The sequence below is a fragment of the Deltaproteobacteria bacterium genome, from assembly GCA_017302835.1.
Classification (GTDB): Bacteria; Bdellovibrionota; Bdellovibrionia; order Bdellovibrionales; family Bdellovibrionaceae; genus UBA2316.
The window spans coordinates 99440-117999 of the sequence record JAFLCC010000009.1 but is presented as its reverse complement, the minus strand read 5'-3'; the positions used below and the strand labels follow the sequence as shown (position 1 = coordinate 117999).

Here is an 18560-nt window from a genome sequence, read left to right as displayed (position 1 = left end):
AGCTAATTTTGGACCAACAAATTTGGTTTATAAATAAAGCAATTGGATTTAGCCGTCTTAAAGGTGTCTCAAAAAGAGACATTAGCAAAAAAGGCATACACTTCCTAAGCAAAAATGACAGTGCTCAGGAACTTTCTAGAATCAGTGCTCCTAATTTGGTGGTACCCTTATTGAAGGGCCCTATTTATATGACGGGTTTAATCAAAAGAGCTTTTTATTTTTTCACTACGGGTATTTTGCCCTTCAGCACCTTCACCCTGTTATTTTCCATTTTCCTCCTTAATGATCTGGCTAATGGAAAACCTTATTCCTATTCACAAAAATTTCAAAGTAAGGAAATTATAGATCCAAATTTAATATATAATTTGGGACTTACTAATTACAATATCTCCTCTTTACAAAAAAATTATTTATCATTATCAAGTCATCTGGAATACGACCCGAAAGAATCTTATCGAATTAAAAACTATTTTGATTATCATTATGAATTAAAATCCCAATATACCAGTGATTTTTCAGACTTTTATACCCAATTGTATTTTTCGCCAATGCCCTTGGGAAATTCGTCCACTCTCAATTCTTATGTGATAGGCATTTTGCCAACCTCCAAAGTATCTCAACAAACACTCAAAATGTTTTCAAGCATTGGCTTTGCAGAACAGTATGATAAACAAATTCCAGTCTCAAAGGGACTTCTTAAAATCAAAGCCAACATTTCTCTGTTAAAATATTTCTACAAACAACAAGATGGCTCAAATGGTCTTTCAAACATGAATTGGGTTTCTAATCATCAAATAAGCCTGACCATGCAGAATCAATACTTCGGAGTTGATTTATTGTTAAAAAATACCTTAGCTCTTCTTTATTCGCAACAGCAAGTCACAGGAACTAATTTATCAGAAATCCTCTTCTGGAAATTGAACAAAAATGCAAGGCTGTTTTTTGGCCACTCAAGTACCTCCGAGGTTTTAAATGTGAATCAAGAAGAAGTACCGATTCAATTTTATCAGTCTGAGCTCTCTCTCTTTTTCCTTGGCATGAATTATTTCTTTTAACGCGCGCTCGGTGGAAAAATTCTGTAAGGGCCCTTACAACTGATTCAGCTTCAACTGTTTAAAGAAAGTTTCATTATCTACTAATTCATACGGAACTTGGATCACCTTTTTCTGAGACATGTAACAGATGATTAAATTGATAACGAAAGTTTTCTTAATAAAATTTAAATAATGCAAAGATTGAGCATAAAACTTTAGCTGATTTAAATGGGATACGGTATCGACTTTGTCGCCTGTTTTGTAATCGATAACGAAACAGTCTTTCTTTGTAAATCCCCAAAGATCAATGCTTCCAGCAAAAAGCATCTCGCCAACTTTATATGAAAACCCAAACTCTTTATATCCAGACTTTAGCAAAGATTCCCAATCTATCTGAGGAGCCAGTTGAGACAATGCCGTTAGATGAGATAAAGTCCTTTCATATTGAAAATGTGCAGCAATCCCTTTTTCTTTTTTCATCAATGAACTAACTGAATTTTTAGGCTCATATCTATTTTTCAACAATGAAAATGAAAATTTATGAACTCCAGACCCCGCCGAATCAAAAATTTTAGATAAGTTTTCTACCTCTAAGTGGGAGCAATAGCCTTGATGCTTTTTTTCCTGGATTCCCTGCAAAACCTTTGTAAGATCATCAGCTCCTATTTTTCTAAAAGCGAACTTAAAAACACTTGCTTGATTTTCCCTTTTTGATAATTGAATTTTATCAATATAAAATTTCTTAATTTTTTCTGCCCAACTTTGACTTTCTGGCCTTTCTGGAGACAAAATGATGATTTTTTCTTTAGCTCTAGTAAGAGCGACATAGAGTAGTCGCCAAAATTCTTGAGATTCTCTTTTGGAAAATTCTTCTTTGATATCATAGGCTAAGGGGGTGTAAATATTGGAATCATCCTCTTCATTTTTAAGAATAAAAGTCCATTCTTTCTGCCCCTCACTATAACTAAATGGTTTCACATGCGTAGAACGTGGTCGCCTTTCAGCTGATAAGAGCACTACGTATTTGAATTGCAGACCTTTGGATGAATGGATCGTCATGAGCTGAACTCGCTTTGGTTCCAGAAGTGCTGACGATTCTGATTCAAGTTCCATTTCATCCATGGAAGAATCCAGTACTTGTGATATTTCAAATAATAAATCCTTACTTTCATCATTAACTATTTCATCCACCCAGATAAGAAATTTCCAAATGTTAGACTCAGTCTGACCACTGGGGTCTGTATGAAAACTGGTAACTAACAGTCCAGATGAAAAAAGAAATTTTAACAATGTTTCAGCTAAGCCTTTTTTTGAAAAATCTTCTAAATAATTAAAAAGCTGAACGAATCGAATTTCTGAGTTCGCTGTATACAAATAGGTGAAAAATGAATTTTTTCCCCTCTGATGGGATTTTAAATTTTGAATTTCACTGTCAGAAAAACCAACCCATGGTGTTCTTAACAGCCCTATGAAATTAACATCGTCGTGTGGATTAAACAAAAACTTGATGAATATTAAAATATCCAAAATTTCTCGTTTATGAAAAAAATTTCCTCCCGAATGATAATAGTAGGGAACATTTGTTTTCTTTAATTCTTTTTCAAGTAAAATAAGTTCTTTGTTAGTACGAGATAAAACGACAATGTCTTCGAGATCCACTTGCTTCTCTACGAGTGTTAAAATTTGTGCTAAAGCTCCCTTAATGGTACCGACGTCTTCGGTTACCTCAAAGTACTCGACATCATTTTCCTGTTGAGAAATAGACTTCGTGATTTCCATGGTTTGAAATTGGTTGAATTCATAAGAAAAAAAATGATTGATAAAATCTAAAACTCCAGCTGAAGAACGATAATTTTTATTTAAAAGCAAAGTAGCCGCATTTTCTTCATACTCTTTAAACTTATTAACAAAAATCTCTGATCTGGCGCCACGAAACAAATAGATGCTTTGTTGAGGATCGCCAACCAGAAAATTGGCCTTAGATTTAATAAGAGACTTTAATATTTCTTCTTGTAAGGGACTTGTGTCTTGGTACTCATCAATCATCCAAAAGTCCCATGGTTCAGAAAACTCGTCAAATATATTGGGATCTACCTTCAAATTTTCTAAAACTAAGAGTTCAATATCCTTTAAGGTCATACCTGATTCTTTTTTCTTTAATTCCCTTACTTCAGATGCAAATTCTTTTCCCAATATTTCCAAAAGGCTGATCGTCGTGTGGTATTTAACAAAAAGATTTTTTATGAGGTAACCACGCTGACTTATTAAAAGTAATTCATCGATGGCTAGAATAAAATCTGTTTGTTTTGAATACAAATCAACATCAGACTCTTTTGCCCTTCTGGGTTTATTACCCATAGAATCCAGCCACTCTTTGATCCAAATGAAGTCTAAGTTATCTGCATGGTGACTTCTCATTTTTTTAAAGGTTTCCAACCAGATTAGCCATGACTTAGAAAGCTTTTCGTTCATAAGCTGAGAACTTGAACTATCCAGTTTTTTGAGAAGCTCATTTATTCTTGAATTCACTCTGAGCGCGAATTTTTCTTGAGGGTAAAAACGACTCTGAATCTCAAGGGATAGCAAATGAAAATATTCCACACAAAATATCATCAAATCAGAAATGGAATAGAACTGAATAAGCTCACTATACGCTTCATTATTAACCAGAAGGTTTCTTAAAATCTTTTTATAAATATGATATTCTTCTTTTTCAGAAATGATTTCTAAGTCAGACTTTAAACCCAATTTATTTAGACTTTGCTTAATCACAAGATGCAACACCCCGTGAATCGTTGAAATATGTATCAAACTTTTGTTATTAACATATACAAAAAAGTCCTCGTTATTTTCTTCAATGGCTTTTTTGAGTAATCTTTCTTTAAGTTCTTGAGTGGCCTTCTTAGTAAAGGTGGTAATTACCACCTTTGGTAACTTATGATGAAGCCTTCTGAAATCATCATAAAACCGATAAAGCTCATTGACTAAGGTGGTTGTCTTCCCAGCACCGGCACCGGCTCTAATAATTTTTTTTAATTCAAGTGGGGGGCTCGACAAAGCTTGCTCCAATCACACCTCTTACATATCTCTTCTTCCTTTGGCTGTGGAATGTACTTATGTAAAAGCATTTCATTTAATAAAATGATTAATTTTTTTTCAAAGTCTAAAAATAATTCTTTTTTTTCTTCTGCAGAAATTAAGTTTTTCCTAATTTGATCAGGTTCAATAGCAAAGCCTTTTTTGATATTCCATTTATTGATAACCCAAAACTGAGCCAATTCCACTTCCCTCTTGAGGTTTTCAACCCATCCTTTTTCCACAGCTAAAACGTAAAACAACAATTGCCAATGATCTTCTTTAAGCCAGTTTTGAAAGGTCAGGGCCTGGGTTGATCCTAATTTATAATCAATTACCCAGGCTTTTTGTGTCTTTTCATCAATCAATATTCTATCAATACTTCCTTTTAATAAGAATCCCTTCTCTGGTTTTTCATTTGCCCATTTTTGGTTTTGCAGATCAAAGTAGACGGCCCATTTGGCCTCACATTGATAAGTTGAAAGACCTGGATGATTCCTTTTTAAAGTTAATTCGTGATCGATAAATTTAGTCACGGATTGGTAGTATTTTTTGCTTACGACTCTCCAAAAATCCTTGGAAACCGTAGGCGGAATCTCCTTCTCAAAATGTTGTTGCAGAAAATTTCTTCTTTGTTCATCAGAATTATTTTCTTGCCAAAAACTAAAAAAAATATTTTGATCCTCAATAATTTTTTGAAAAACATGATGATACCAGAGGCCTTTTTCTTTGCTTGAAATATCAATTTCTTCAATGTCGGTTTCGTTCAATTTGAGTTCTTTTTCCATAAAGAATTTAAAGCTGCAATCGATATACTTTTTAATGGAGGAAGGGGAAAGGCTGGTTTCGTAATTTATGCCCCCCTCATTGCTGTTTGCTTTTTTAACAAAAACGAGTGGGTCCATTTTTTGATACTGATCCCAGGTCGTTTGCTTTTGAATATCTCTATGCTTTTCTAAAATTTTATTCTCAAAGGCCATTCTTTGCCAAAGGAAACAGGGGTTGGTAATTTCCCCTAAAAGATCTCTTTGAGCATAGGAAAAAATCATTTCTTTATTTGTTTTTTCTTTAATTGTTTCAAGTTCATAGGACTTAAAATTAAATTCAGGATGATCTAAGTAATATCCCAAATCTGATGCTAAACTTAAAATATCTAAAGGTTCAATCTGATAACGATGCTGCTGACTAAAATGAGTCTCTTCAGCCCCTAGCACATAGACATAGTCTGCAGGAAAGGACTGGCTTGACATCAAGCTATCTATTTTAATACCCACAGAATTCTCTTCCATTTTCATCTCCATTTGATAGAAACTCAACTTGAGCCATTCGAACCAATCGTTTACAGGAAATAGGATTGTGGAAGAGTTTTCTGCTAATAATTGAGTGATGATAAAATCAAACTGCTCTTGGTTTAATTCAGATTCGAACAAATTTGAAAATTTATTTAGAAAATTTTCGAGGGTGACTTCTTCTTCGGGGTTCAAGTGTTGATTTGCAAAACCACTCCCCAATTCTTTTTCAATAAAACCAGGTAGATATTCAATTAACTTGGCGATCAGCTCGTTATAAGTCAAAAAAGGCGACGAAAATAAACTTCTCATCTGCTGGTATGGATATTGATTTTTTGAACTATTCAAAAAAAGAATTTTTTCTAAATCAACTGCTGTGGCCGTTTTTTGATAAAACTTTATTTTTGCCATCATTCTTTGCACTTGAGGTAACGAGACAACTGGCAACACCTTATCCTTTTTTACTGGAACTTTCTCTAACCTAAACAGTGGAGATAATTGCCGCCAGTACATTTCAATTTCTGGAGCCAAAATTTGAATTTTTTCTGGTGGGATCCCCTGATTCAGCCATTCTTTGACTTGCCCAACAACATCTCTGCATTCGGCGACCGAGTTAGAAAACTGACGGAGCTGTATGGATTTTTCACTTATTTCTTCGGTTATCTTTTTTTTAAACTCTTTGGAACATTTGGAATTTAGATACTCATAGGGTTTTAAAAGGTAATCATATCTATGATTAAAACCATAATCAGCTTCAAAGATAAGAACATCTTTAGTTTTAGAAATTTGATAAATAAGCTCTGCCTCTTTATGTGAAATTTCCGAGCCTAAATCAAAATAGAATTTAGATTGTTTAAAATAAGTTAAATCAAGAGTTTTATTTTGTAGCAAAGTCGTTACCCAGTCAAAAGGAATTGTTTTTTGATTTATCAAAATTTTGGCTATTAATTGATTCACTAACAACTCTGATTTGAGTTGAAATTTTCTTCGATCAAACACATCCATCCACTCTATAAATCTTTCGGAATTTAAATCAAATGAATCATCTAAAATCATTCCAATAAAATAATTTAAATCTTTGCATTTTTTCTGATAGTCAATGAGATCTAACTGTATTTGTGTTTTATATTTTTCGAGAATATTTTTAACTAAAATCAAGAAAGTCTCATTGGAAATGATTTTATACTCATTAAATTCCCTATGAAAAATAGAAGTCCATAAATCTCTTATGCGTAAAATTGTCGAGCTTAAATTATACCCTTTTTCCTTTAAATTCTTTTCCTGAAGTTCCGTTTTTGTTTTAAGATTGGGGATAACCCACGAATTGCTGACGGTATCCATTTCAGAAAAATGTTTTTCAACAATTTTTTTATTATTGTACTTAATTATTTCTAACATTGGACTTCAATTTTCAAGTTATCTGCGCTGCTTTAATTTTCGTTTTTTACCGTCACTGCCATAAAAATTAAAATTCGCATCCACAGAAAGGTTCATGCTTAGACCTATCATAATGCGATTTTCTGGTGTTTGGCCAGGATACTCTCCTGTTTCTACATTGTAGTAGGCCGCATCAAGATTAAGAAATAAAAAACTCAAGCCAGCTCCAAAAGTAGCATACCCCTGATTGGTACCCATTCTTAAATCAATAAATGGCAGAGCAATCTCAAGACCTGTATGAATTTTATTTCCAATTTGCACTCCCGTATCATTAATATGTTTGTATTCCAAACCCGCAGAAATATCTAATCCTGGCAAATCTAGAACGGCCCCTACACCCGCTTGAAGATTATCTTTAATTCGAGGTGGAGCATCGTTACCTGTGGTCTTTGTAAAAGCCGTCGAACCTATATCCTGCCAAACAAGGGAGAAAGAGGGTGTCAGCGGCGATGGGAGTTTCATCATTAAAGCGAGATCTCCGCCATAACCCACGCCCTTGTTTTCAAACTCATCTCTTAAAGTATTTGAGTTTCCTGCGGCGATAGTGCTTAAACCAATGGTTTGATTCCCTCCCCAGCGATTGATTCGTTTGATGGCAACCCCCATCGAAGTCAATGGTGCAATAGGAAAGGCTCCCGCGATGATAATCCCATAGTCATTCAAAAAATTCATATCAATATTGGGAAAAGCTGTATTTCTTAAAATCATCGAAATTTTCCCATCATCATAGGCTGAAATACCAAAATTTGGCATCACCGCTGACAATCTTGCATTCACTCCTAACCAGATTTTTTTTCCAAAATACTTATCGTAGTCTGAGCTTGAACTAACTCCCTGAGAGCTGCTGAAATTTTTGTAAGCATCTAAACCGTTAACTCCCAAACCTAAACTAGCCATCTCAACAGAGATTCCACTCACATATCCTAAGGCCGCTGGATTGACAGAAGGAGCATCCGTATCTTTAACAAAATTTAAATAAACATTTCCCATTCCCAATGCCCGAATAGGTCTGTTGTACTCATATAATTCCATAGCTTGAACTCTGCAAGACATTCCAAAGTTCACCACTAATAAACTCACAAACAGATTCACAAAAAAGTTCATCAACAGCCGAAATAAGAAAACAGAATGAGATGATTTTTTGTTCTTCATACGTTATTCCTCATGGACAAACCAAACATGGGAAAGTGCACCCTGAAGAAGTTTCTATCCCTTTGTCGCTAGATTTTAGAAGATTTCTAGTGACTGTGGCGTTAAAAGAAGAGCTATTTGGATCGGTAATTTCACAGGCGGAGCCACAAGTAGCTTTGATGGTATCAAGATCTGTTAATGCCGAAGAGTTTCCTGATAGAACCGCTGTCACCGCGGTTAAATTGTCCAGAACGAGTCCCATCCCAGAAATCACATGCCTTAAAGAATCGTCTGATATTTTTGTTGAATCGCAAGAATCATAAGTGGCATCGGCACTTCCATCTTGATCGGTGTCCGCACTGGCTCTAAGATAAGTACCCATCTTTGCCATTCCTAATATAGCCATAAATAAATTTTGCTCAGATGATCTTAAGGAAGCCGAAGCTCCAAAAGTCTCGATCACCTTTTGAGCCTCATAGCACTTATCAGGAACGACACTCACAGATGTAAATTTTTGCATAAAAAATAAAAAAGGGGACCCCGTAGAAGAAGCTAAAGAGTTCACAAAGGTTACAAAATTTAATCCACATTTTGAAGCATAGGCTCCTGCCAGGTCTTCCCTTGGGCAAATTTTCATTCCATCGACTTTTTCACAACGTAAATAATAAGTGCTGTCCTTTGTTTGAATTTCCAGAAGTTTAGTAATAGCCGTATCATAATCCAAGGTATTCAAAGCAGATCTGGCATCCTGATAAAGCGCTTCTGAAGTGTCCTTCTTGGCTGTCAATTTAAATAAATTACCGCCACACCCTAGGATGAAAAATAAAAAAAATATTCCAATTATTTTTGTCCCCATGAACACCTTTACCTCTTAGAGCGTTTATCATTATATATCTTATCAACCTTGTCACTATTAGAATCGAAATGTGAACTTAGCAACATTACGTCGATCTTCCTTAGGAGAACTGGAAGTTCCGATTTCTTCTCCATAGGTGGCCACTTGAAATTGAAATCTTTCGGAAGCTAATTCAAAACCACCGGTGAAATACCTTTGATTGTAACCAGCCCGCAAGAAAAATACGTCTCCGAAATTGACTTCAAAACCCGCATGATAAAGTTTCGATGGATCTTCTTCATCTTTTGCCGTGAGTACTCCTTGATATTCAATGGACCAAATGCTTCTTACATTTGGCTTATGTATGACCTGAAAGGAAAGCCCCACATCCATATCCTGGAGAGTTGTGTCTGGTTTTAAATTAGTTGTTAACCGGTTAAAATAAGTTTTATCATATTTCGTATTCCCAACATCTCTGACCACAACCCCCAGGGTGGGAAGATTATTCCAAGGAGCTGTCAATAGCATACCCACATCAGCTCCCATGCCCAGCCCTTGTTTTATTTTATCTTGAGCCACCAAGGAGGGCGTATCCAAAGATCCAGTGGAGTCCAAGGCCGTTTCTTTCAGTTCTATCCTGCTAATTAACTTACCAACAAAACCAAATTTAACTCTGCCATCCCAAAACCTAAAATCGTATCCAAGCAATAAACTGATATCATCCCGGTAAAAAGTATTTACGGACGTCGCAGACTCTGCCAAGGCATTCAAATCATATTTTGCCAAAATTCCTATACCAAAATTCTTAGCCACGAAGGATGGAAACACCTGTCCCCGGGCATGGTAATAGTCACCAGGAGTCAGTGCCACCGCTGGTAAAACATCTGAAATCGAAAAAGGATTGCTGTAACTTTTTGCTCGGTAAGTATTCATGGCGTTAGTTCCCAAATCGAGTTCAGGATCAAATATCGTACCAAAATAATTTCTTAATTTTCCTAACCCTGCAGGATTCACCACAAGCCCTGTCTCGTCATTTACCGTCGCTACCTGAGTATTTCCCATTCCTAAGGGCCTTATCCCATTATAAAACTCTACCCTTTCACTAGCTAAAGAATGAATAGAAATTGCTAAAAAAACTAAGAAAAATCCTTTTTTCATCCTTAAATTATGCCCTAATTTTGCCTAAAATTTAATTTTATTTCTTAACAAGACTCCACCTTTGATGAGTTCTTATTGAATTCTCATTGTTAGACGGGCCCTAAGGCCTGTTCCTAGAGTAATTTCTTGAATCCCTTTATTTTGTTTTTAGAATAACTTTATAACTCAAACTAGAGATATAATTTAGTGAGATCGTACTAGTCGAAATACAAATGAACGGCAGAGGTAAAAATGAAAGTATTAACAAAAGTCTTCCGAGTTTTATTTATAAGCGTTTTATTTTTTTATACTCCTTTTATTCTAAGCTCCTGCGGTTCAGAAAAGGACGTTGATAAAATCGGAAATGCCCAACAATGTTTAAACGAAGCGACCTCCAGCACTGCCATGGATTGCGTCACTAAGGTTGACGGCCTTACCTCGACAGGTTCTTACAACATACGATGTGCTGCCGCTTTTGTCAGAGAAGGATTTGCAAATCCAACTAAGTACACAACCGCTTTTGATTCCCTCAAAGGGAGTTCCGGAACTTCAGGATTTATGGGTCTAATAACCTTTTCATCAGCAAAAAGCATCGCCACGGATACCGCCAATGCGAACACCACTTTTAACGATTGTTTCAAGGCCGGGGCAAAAGGGAAAACATTAATTTCTTCCTTTGGTTATCTTTCTACAGCTCTTTTAAATTATTTCGCTTCCATTCTTGGCACTACGGAATGCTCCACACCTTCAACCTCAGGTTACGACCTTACAAGTTGTATTGCCTCGGCAAAGGCAGTGAATCCTGCTACTGATCTAGAAAAAGCTACAAAACTAGCTCTAATCGTTTCTTCTACAGAATCAGATTCCTCCGATGCTGGGAAAGTCCAAAGCAGCGTAGGTTCCGTGATCATTTCAACCTACACGATCAGTTGTTCTGGTAAAGGAGCCAATCAAGATCTTTGTGATAAACTCAGTGCCTCGATCACTGCGGGGGGTGGGACCAGCAGTCCACGCGGTGTCGCTATCTCCTTTTTTAAAACCAATTTGGGCTTAACATTTTAATGATTCAATTTAGCAAATTTAGCAATTTAGTAATCTTAGAAATCCAGAACCAAGGGCCTGTCTAAAAAAGAATGAAAATTGAAAATCTCGAGATTCAGTTTAACACGCAAAATGTAGCTCAGCTTCAAATGAGTCGCTTACAAAAAGATTATTTCGAGGTTTTACAACAAGAACGTCGCATTTCAAGTACGGTTCGATTTTATTACAAACAAGGATGGTTAGTTCACTTCAGCGATCTGTATTCTCTTATCTACAACCTCACTCAATATCGCATTATACTTAATCCAGAATTTATGGAATATTTCAAAAAATTAACGATACGCCAAGAATCTAAAAAATATCACTTGGTAGAGCCCTCAACGCCTAAAGAATTAGAATTAACTGAAATTAAAAATCTCCCTTTTTTCCGAAGTTTAAAATCAGAGGTTCGTGATTTCCTTTTAAAAAATGCAAGAATCTATTCCTATCCCACCTATACCCTTCTTATTCAGCAAAATGATCTAGATAGAGATATGTATATTCTTCTTGAGGGACAGGCTTCCATCTATAAAAAAACCAAACAAGGAGAACGCTATTGTATTGCCTCCTTGGTTCCAGGTTGCCTTTTTGGTGAATATGGATTCTTCTTAAATGAACCACGCCTTGCTGATGTCATTGCCACCTCGCCTGTTCGTGTTTTAAAGATTCCCTACCTTCCTGAAATTTTTGATCCCTGGATAAAAAAACAAGTTGCAGAGAACCTTAAACATCGTTTCTGGATCATCCATGGAATATTGAATTCAACTGTCCTTTCTCTTTTGCCTGAGGATACGGTGGATCAATTAATCCACCGTGGTATCGTTAAAGAAGTAAAAGCAAATCAAATCTTATTTAAAGAGAATACCCCAGGAACTCAATTTTATGTTGTAATTCAAGGATCCATTCAAATTCAAAAAAACTTAAAAAACTTAAATATAATGAAACAAGGTGATTGCTTTGGTGAGCTCGCCCTCTTTACCAATCAAGGCATTCGAACCGCTACCGCCATAACCAAAACTGATGGACTACTTCTTGAAATCAACGCTTCTGATTTTTTTGATCTCCTCGCGGATAATTTATTTTTAGCAAAAGAAATCGAAGCCATAGCCTACCAACGAATTCGCAACGATCAAAAGCATAAAAATAGCTGAGAGACGTCGAGTCATAGAGTTGCAAAATCTTTAATGACTCTGAATATTTACTTTAATAGCATGGTTGTGAATTATTAATCAGGAGAGATTATGAGCTTAAATTATAGCCATCAAGAAACAAATCAAATTGAAGGTCATTTAAATGGTCCTTTATTTCAAAATGCTCTGCAAACCATTGAGGAAGCCGCAAAAATTGTGAATTGCGATCGTAATGTTTTAGAAAGGCTTAAGAAGCCAAGAAGGTGCGTCACCGTTTCTGTCCCGGTAAGAATGGATGACTATTCGGTTAAGGTTTTTACTGGTTACCGCGTTCAGTATAACGCCACACTTGGTCCTTACAAAGGGGGGATTCGCTATCACCAAAACGTAGATCTTCCTGAGGTGGTTGGTCTGGCGGCTCTGATGACCTTTAAAAATTCGGTGTTAGGCTTGCCATTAGGTGGAGCTAAGGGTGGAGTTTGTGTAGACCCCACGAAATTATCTCGAACAGAAAATCAAAATTTAACACGCAGGTACGCTTCAGAAATTTCTTCTTTTATTGGTCCAACCAAGGATATTCCTGCACCCGATGTGGGTACAAATCCACAAACCATGGCTTGGTTTATGGACACCTATTCTCAAGAGCAAGGAGGCTATTCTCAGCCTGGAGTGGTTACTGGTAAACCGGTTGAAATTGGTGGTTCCTTGGGACGTCATCACGCCACAGGACTTGGAGTTGTTTTTGTTGCTGAAAAAGCTTTTGAATATTGCAGAATACCTTTTTCAGGGTCACGTGTTGTTGTCCAGGGATTTGGAAATGTGGGATCCTTTGCTGCCCTTTTTTCTTACCAACGAGGTGCCAAAGTTTTAGCTGTGAGCGATGTTACTGGAGGGATTTTTAATGGCGAGGGCTTAAATATTCCTGATCTTATTGAATATGTGAAAAACAACAAGTCCATTAAAGATTTTCCTAAATCCCAACCCATTAGCAACGAAGAACTATTGGAACTAGATTGCGAAGGCCTATTCCCTTGTGCCCTTGAAGGTCAAATTGATACTCATAATGCAGAAAAAATCAAAGCCAGAGTGATTGTTGAAGGTGCAAACGGACCTGTCTCCAGTGCTGCTACAAAAATTCTACATAAAAGAAATATTTTTATTGCACCGGATGTTGTGGCAAATGGTGGAGGAGTGATTGTTTCTTATTTTGAATGGGTTCAGGATATCATGTCCTTTTTTTGGGACGAGCATGAAATCGACGGCCGATTAAAATCAATCATAACTAAGGCTTTTGATAATATCGTTGTGTTCAAAAACGAGAAAAATGTGGATATGCGAAGTGCAGCAATGGCCGTTTCCATTCAAAGATTAGAAAAGGCCATGCTCCTCAGAGGACTTTACCCAAGATAATGATGATGCAAAATTTAGAAACAACTTTAGATAAATATAAACCGTGGATGTGGGTTCCTCCTTCAGTCTCTCATAAATGGATGGAACCACTTTTAAAAACTCTTTGTTTTATTGATGAAGATTTATCTGGCGCCTCTCAAGAGTGGAAAACTTGGAACTCTTTTGACTGGAAAGGTTTTCACTTTAGGAATCCTCTTGGCATTGCTGGGGGGGTGGATAAAACAGGATCCAATATTGCCAATTGGTGGGATTTGGGCGTTGGCTTTCTTGAAATAGGAACAGTGACCCCTTATTATCAAGCTCCTAATCCTGGGAAAATTATTGCCAGAAACGCGAAAGATTTTTGCCTTTGGAATAAGATGGGATTCCCCCATCCTGGCTATAAAGAAACCTTTGTTAATTTAGAAAAAAATTTTGAAAATCGCCAAACTCCTATACTTGTTAATATTGGAAAGAACAGATGGGTTCCTAATGAAAAAGCTCATGAGGATTATATTTTATTAATTCACCAATTACATGCCTACACTGACATTTTTGTCGTTAATATTTCGAGCCCAAACACTGTAGGATTACGGGAACTTTTCCAAAGGGACAGGCTCAAGCCCTTTCTCAGTTCTATTTATGAAACAGCTAAACTTTACTCTAAGCCTGTACTGTTAAAGCTCAGCCCCGATGAAGATTCCAGCCAACTGAACCTCATTATTGAAATTAGCTTAGCTGTAGGAATCGACGGTTTTATTGTTTCTAACACGACCCTACAGCGCGACACTCAATCCTCCTTTCCGAAAGAAGGGGGGATGTCTGGAAAATTTTTAGCGCCCCTAAGTAAAAAAATTCTCAAAATGATTGTCACGGAGCTTGGCCCACAAAAAAAAGAAAAATTAATAATTAACGCCGGCGGTATTTTTAATTTTTCCGATTTGCAAGAGAGACAAGATCTTGGCGCTGATTTATTCCAAATCTATAGCGGAATTGTTTTTAATGGGCCCTATATTTTTAAAAAAATAGCCAGAGAGTATTTCCTGAAGTATAGTCAATCTAATGAGAAAACCTAAATTAAAGAAAATTCACTGGATTCCTGTAGTAGCTGGACTTTTAAGGAAGGATCAACACATTTTGGTTGGTCAACGCCCAGAAAATCATTCACTGGCAGGACTTTGGGAATTTCCTGGTGGAAAAATTGAAATTGGCGAATCTCCAGAGGTTGCTCTCGCTCGAGAGCTGAATGAAGAACTTGGTATTACTGCTGAAATTGGAAGCTTAAAATTGGCTTGCACTCATTCTTATGGTGATGTTGGAATTATCATTCTTTTTTATGAAATTAATTACTGGAAAGGTGAACCAAAGGCCAAACATCATCTGGCTTTAGAGTGGATTTATCCTCAAGAGCTAAAATTAAGACCCATTCCTGAAGCTAATAAAAAAATATTAGCTGAAATCTTTAAAGCCTTGGGGGTCTAATGAGTCGGATTTTAATTGTAACAGAACAATTAAATTCGCCAGTTATTATCTCTCATATTGAATCTATAAAAAATCTTGGCCACGAGGCCACTGTTGTCACTTCAAAAAATCAGAAAAATTATGTTATAGACAATATGGAAACTCTTTACTTTTTTTCTAAATGGAGCTTCAAAGAATGGCTTCAGTTTTTTCCTGTGTTTTTCTCGGTCAGACCCCAGTTGATCCATTTTCTTATTGAATCCAACGAAAAACTAACAGCACAAAATCTTTTACTTGAAATTTGTCATGCTCTTGGCATTCCTATTTTCACCCATTTTTTAAATTTAACTTATATCAATCAAAAAAGTAAAAATTTAACTCTGTATGTATATAAATCAGATCTTATTACTTGTGCTCACAGACAAAGTCTTATGGGCCTCAGAGGTTTAAACACCCGAAATAAAAAACAAATTAGAGGACTTATCCCTCCCGTTCTCAACATGGATTCTGGAAAAAAACATCCCTACAGAGAATCAATTTCAATTGAAAACCTAAGCTATTTTTTAAAGAGAAATCAGAATATTCTTCTTATTCCCTTCAAAACTGAAATTTTTAACTTAAGAACCCTCTATCGAAAAATCCTCTTAAAGACCTTAGAATACAATCCTGTTATTTTTGTTGGCCCAGTGGATGAACTTTCTATTCATGAAAAAAAAGCCATTGATTCTCAACTGGTTTTAGCCAATTCACGTAACAAGCATGAATGGACTTATTTTTCAGCGAAAAGTTTTTCTGAATCTCTTGCTTTATTTCCGGCTCACTCTAAAATTTTAATTTCTGGACTGCCACTAACTATCCAAGAAGTTTCAGAAATTTTTGAACAAACTATTTTGAACAAACAAATAGTCATTATGGACGAATTTCAAGCCGAACTTTACAGCGGACTTTGGCAAGATAAGGTCAATTGTTTCGTTGTTGCCAATTACCAAACTGTCAAAAGCTTAGATCATCTATTTAAAACCCCCTATTTAGACTCTTTTGACATTAAATCTATTAATACCGATGTAATCAAATCTGAAATTATGGATGCTCCCATTAATGAATTTAACCGATTACTAAACAAGGTATTGAGTTTAAACTATGAAAAAAGATAATAAACCACCTAGAGTTTGCATCATTAGCCGACGATTTCATATTTTAAGCAGATCCTCGGACCATGGTTTTATTTGGGCCATCGCAAAAGGTCTAGCCCAACTTGGACATCAGGTAACAGTGATTTCCTATTCTAGTCCCATGAACCAATTTAAAGTAGAGCGAGATCAACTAACGGCGTATTTTCTTAATGATGAAGGTTCCAAATTCAAACGCACTTCTTTTGAAAAATCGGTCTACCAACATTTTGTTGAGATTCACAAACAACAGGCTTTTGACTTAGTCCACTCTTTGGATGCCTCAGGAAATCTTGTCGCTAAAAATAAAAAAAATTTAAAAATTGCCTTCGCCTATGATGTAGAAGCCACACAAATGTCACAAATTTTTGCCATTCTGGGAATGCGCCAAGAGACCCTGAGTGGCCTGCTCACGACAGCTTTCGCCTTAGTTTATAAATTTTTAACTACCTATTTCGGTAGCGACAGAGAGCTCTTAAAATACGCCGATGGGGTTTTTGTGACTCATCCCATGCAACGAATCATGTTGGAACGGTATTACCTCTACCCTGATTATCATATTTATTCTGTACCCTATGGTATTGAAGTCGGAGACCTCACTCCAAAGGAAAAATCTTTGGAGTTAAAAAGAATTTTAAATCTACCCGAAAACTCTCATATTGCAGTTACTATTTCTGATATGAGTGATTTTATGGAAATTAAAAATATTCTCTATGCCTTTGAAACCGTAGCCATTAAAAAACCAAATGCTTATTTGGTTATCATTGGAAACGGCCCTTCTTTTCAAAAAATTGAATTTCTGATTCTTTCTCTGGCTCTTGGCAGTAGGGTGATCCTCACTGGGGCACTTAAAGATCATGAGCTTTTAGATTATATCATTATCAGTGATACTTATGTTAATTTAAGCTCTCGATCCACCGGGTTTGAACCTACACAAATTGAAGCCATGGCCCAGAAAAAAGTTATTATTGGTTCTGAAGTAAGTCCTATTTCTAATGTTGTTGAAGATGGTATTGATGGTTTTTTAATTCGTCCCGCTGATACAGACTCTCTGGCTAATCTACTCATTGAAATTTTTTCGGGCTCTCTCCCAACGGAAGAAATTGGTGAAAAGGCAAGGCAAAAAGTACTGGAAATGTTTGATACCCAAAAGATGATTTTGACAGTAAACAGCTCTTATCAGAAAATAATTCAAAATAAACGGTCGTAATGCAGTTTGTCCAGGCAGAATCTTCTTTTCCATTTGAAAAAGTTTTATATAATCAATTAGTTATAAAATTGCGCCTAAAAAAATTGAACAGAGGAAGTCACTATGGCATTAACAAAATCTGATTTAATCAACATTATTTCTGAAAAAGCTGGGATCACCAGAGTAAAGGCAGAAACCGTAGTCAATACTATTTTTGATACAATGATCGAATCTTTAATGAAAGATGATCGCATTGAAATCAGAGGCTTTGGTTCTTTTGTAAATAGAAAATATAATGCCTATAAAGCTAGAAACCCAAGGACAAGACAAATCATTGATGTTGGAGAAAAGAAAATTCCCTTTTTTAAAGTGGGTAAAGAGCTAAAAGAAGACATCAATACCCAAACAAAAAAAGAAAAGCCTTAAAACGCAAACTCGCCTTTAAAGATCTTTAAGTACCTCAGCTTTAATTTGCTCAATATTTCCCAAGCCTGACACTTTCTTATATTTAGGAGCATGGTCCTCTTTACGTTGAGACCAACTTAAATAGTAATCAATTAGGGGCTTTGTTTGGTGGTGATAGATATCCAAGCGTTTTTTTACGGTTTCTTCATTGTCATCTTCTCTCTGAACCAGATCTTCCCCAGTGATATCATCTTTTCCTGAAACTTTTGGAGGATTGAATTTAACATGATAGGTTCTTCCAGAAGCAAGGTGAACTCTTCGCCCACTCATTCTAGTAATGATTTCTTCATCGGGAACATGAATTTCCAGAACAGCATCAATATGAATTCCAGCTAATTTTAACGCCTCTGCTTGGGGAATTGTTCGTGGAAATCCATCAAATAAAAACCCATTCCGACATTCAGGAGTTTTAATTTTATCTGCAACAATTTGAATAATAATCTCATCAGGTACTAGCTGCCCTGAATCCACCAAAGATTTTAATTTGAGCCCCATGGGACTTTGCGCTTTAATCTCCGCTCGCAGGATTTCACCAGTTGAAATTTGAGGAATATTGTATTTCTCTTTGATGAACTGTGCTTGTGTCCCTTTTCCTGCACCAGGGGGACCTAATAAAATCAACCGCATAATCTTTCCTTTAAAATATTTCTAATAGACTTCTTTCATAACTGAACCGAAATATCATAGATTAACTTCACCCAACCTGTCTATAGATCCTTTGTAATAATTACTTTTTCCC

General features: G+C 36.1%; 15 protein-coding genes. 9 read left to right on the top strand and 6 right to left on the bottom strand.

The window, feature by feature from the left end:
- The first annotated feature begins 8 nt into the window (after nucleotides 1-8).
- Nucleotides 9-1055, top strand: a complete 1047-nt coding sequence (locus tag J0M15_11480; protein MBN8537665.1) for a hypothetical protein — start codon at nucleotides 9-11, stop codon at nucleotides 1053-1055.
- Between the two features lie 33 nt (nucleotides 1056-1088).
- On the opposite strand, the gene J0M15_11475 is transcribed toward J0M15_11480, so the two are convergent.
- Genes J0M15_11475 through J0M15_11455 form a run of 5 tightly spaced genes read right to left on the bottom strand, consistent with a single transcriptional unit; the run spans nucleotide 1089 to nucleotide 9926 of the window.
- Nucleotides 1089-4103, bottom strand: a complete 3015-nt coding sequence (locus J0M15_11475; protein ID MBN8537664.1) for a UvrD-helicase domain-containing protein — start codon at nucleotides 4101-4103, stop codon at nucleotides 1089-1091.
- Nucleotides 4067-6796, bottom strand: a complete 2730-nt coding sequence (locus J0M15_11470) for a PD-(D/E)XK nuclease family protein (protein ID MBN8537663.1) — start codon at nucleotides 6794-6796, stop codon at nucleotides 4067-4069. The genes J0M15_11475 and J0M15_11470 overlap by 37 nt, the downstream gene beginning before the upstream one ends.
- Nucleotides 6797-6814: 18 nt before the next feature.
- Nucleotides 6815-7987, bottom strand: a complete 1173-nt coding sequence (locus J0M15_11465) for a hypothetical protein (GenBank protein ID MBN8537662.1) — start codon at nucleotides 7985-7987, stop codon at nucleotides 6815-6817.
- Between the two features lie 10 nt (nucleotides 7988-7997).
- Nucleotides 7998-8822 carry a hypothetical protein gene (locus J0M15_11460; GenBank protein MBN8537661.1) on the bottom strand — a complete coding sequence of 275 codons (825 nt, stop codon included), beginning with the start codon at nucleotides 8820-8822 and terminating at the stop codon, nucleotides 7998-8000.
- A 57-nt stretch (nucleotides 8823-8879) separates the two neighbouring features.
- Entirely contained in the window at nucleotides 8880-9926 is a 1047-nt protein-coding gene (locus J0M15_11455; protein MBN8537660.1) for a hypothetical protein, read from the bottom strand.
- A gap of 264 nt (nucleotides 9927-10190) precedes the next feature.
- Here J0M15_11455 and J0M15_11450 point away from each other — a divergent pair, with 264 nt between their 5' ends.
- The 8 genes from J0M15_11450 to J0M15_11415 all read left to right on the top strand — a co-directional run bounded on the left by J0M15_11450 (nucleotide 10191) and on the right by J0M15_11415 (nucleotide 17782).
- The gene (locus tag J0M15_11450; protein ID MBN8537659.1) at nucleotides 10191-11000 is read left to right on the top strand and encodes a hypothetical protein; all 810 of its coding nucleotides are present in this window, start codon (nucleotides 10191-10193) and stop codon (nucleotides 10998-11000) included.
- Between the two features lie 71 nt (nucleotides 11001-11071).
- Nucleotides 11072-12169 (top strand): cyclic nucleotide-binding domain-containing protein, encoded by a 1098-nt coding sequence (locus J0M15_11445; GenBank protein MBN8537658.1) that lies wholly within the window; start codon nucleotides 11072-11074, stop codon nucleotides 12167-12169.
- A gap of 90 nt (nucleotides 12170-12259) precedes the next feature.
- On the top strand, nucleotides 12260-13558 hold the full coding sequence (locus tag J0M15_11440) for a Glu/Leu/Phe/Val dehydrogenase (protein ID MBN8537657.1): 1299 nt from the start codon (nucleotides 12260-12262) through the stop codon (nucleotides 13556-13558).
- Complete coding sequence (locus J0M15_11435) at nucleotides 13558-14613, top strand: quinone-dependent dihydroorotate dehydrogenase (GenBank protein MBN8537656.1); 1056 nt, start codon at nucleotides 13558-13560, stop codon at nucleotides 14611-14613. The genes J0M15_11440 and J0M15_11435 overlap by 1 nt, the downstream gene beginning before the upstream one ends.
- A complete protein-coding gene (locus tag J0M15_11430) occupies nucleotides 14600-15019 on the top strand; it encodes a (deoxy)nucleoside triphosphate pyrophosphohydrolase (protein ID MBN8537655.1) in 420 nt (139 codons plus the stop codon). The genes J0M15_11435 and J0M15_11430 overlap by 14 nt, the downstream gene beginning before the upstream one ends.
- Nucleotides 15019-16152: a hypothetical protein gene (locus tag J0M15_11425; protein ID MBN8537654.1), complete on the top strand. Its 1134-nt coding sequence runs from the start codon at nucleotides 15019-15021 to the stop codon at nucleotides 16150-16152. Before J0M15_11430 ends, J0M15_11425 begins: the two co-directional genes overlap by 1 nt.
- The gene (locus tag J0M15_11420) at nucleotides 16139-17377 is read left to right on the top strand and encodes a glycosyltransferase family 4 protein (protein ID MBN8537653.1); all 1239 of its coding nucleotides are present in this window, start codon (nucleotides 16139-16141) and stop codon (nucleotides 17375-17377) included. The genes J0M15_11425 and J0M15_11420 overlap by 14 nt, the downstream gene beginning before the upstream one ends.
- A gap of 102 nt (nucleotides 17378-17479) precedes the next feature.
- Nucleotides 17480-17782 (top strand): integration host factor subunit beta, encoded by a 303-nt coding sequence (locus J0M15_11415; protein ID MBN8537652.1) that lies wholly within the window; start codon nucleotides 17480-17482, stop codon nucleotides 17780-17782.
- Nucleotides 17783-17797: 15 nt separating this feature from the next.
- Here J0M15_11415 and adk read toward each other — a convergent pair whose 3' ends face one another.
- Nucleotides 17798-18448: an adenylate kinase gene (gene adk, locus J0M15_11410; protein ID MBN8537651.1), complete on the bottom strand. Its 651-nt coding sequence runs from the start codon at nucleotides 18446-18448 to the stop codon at nucleotides 17798-17800.
- Between the last annotated feature and the right edge of the window lie 112 nt (nucleotides 18449-18560).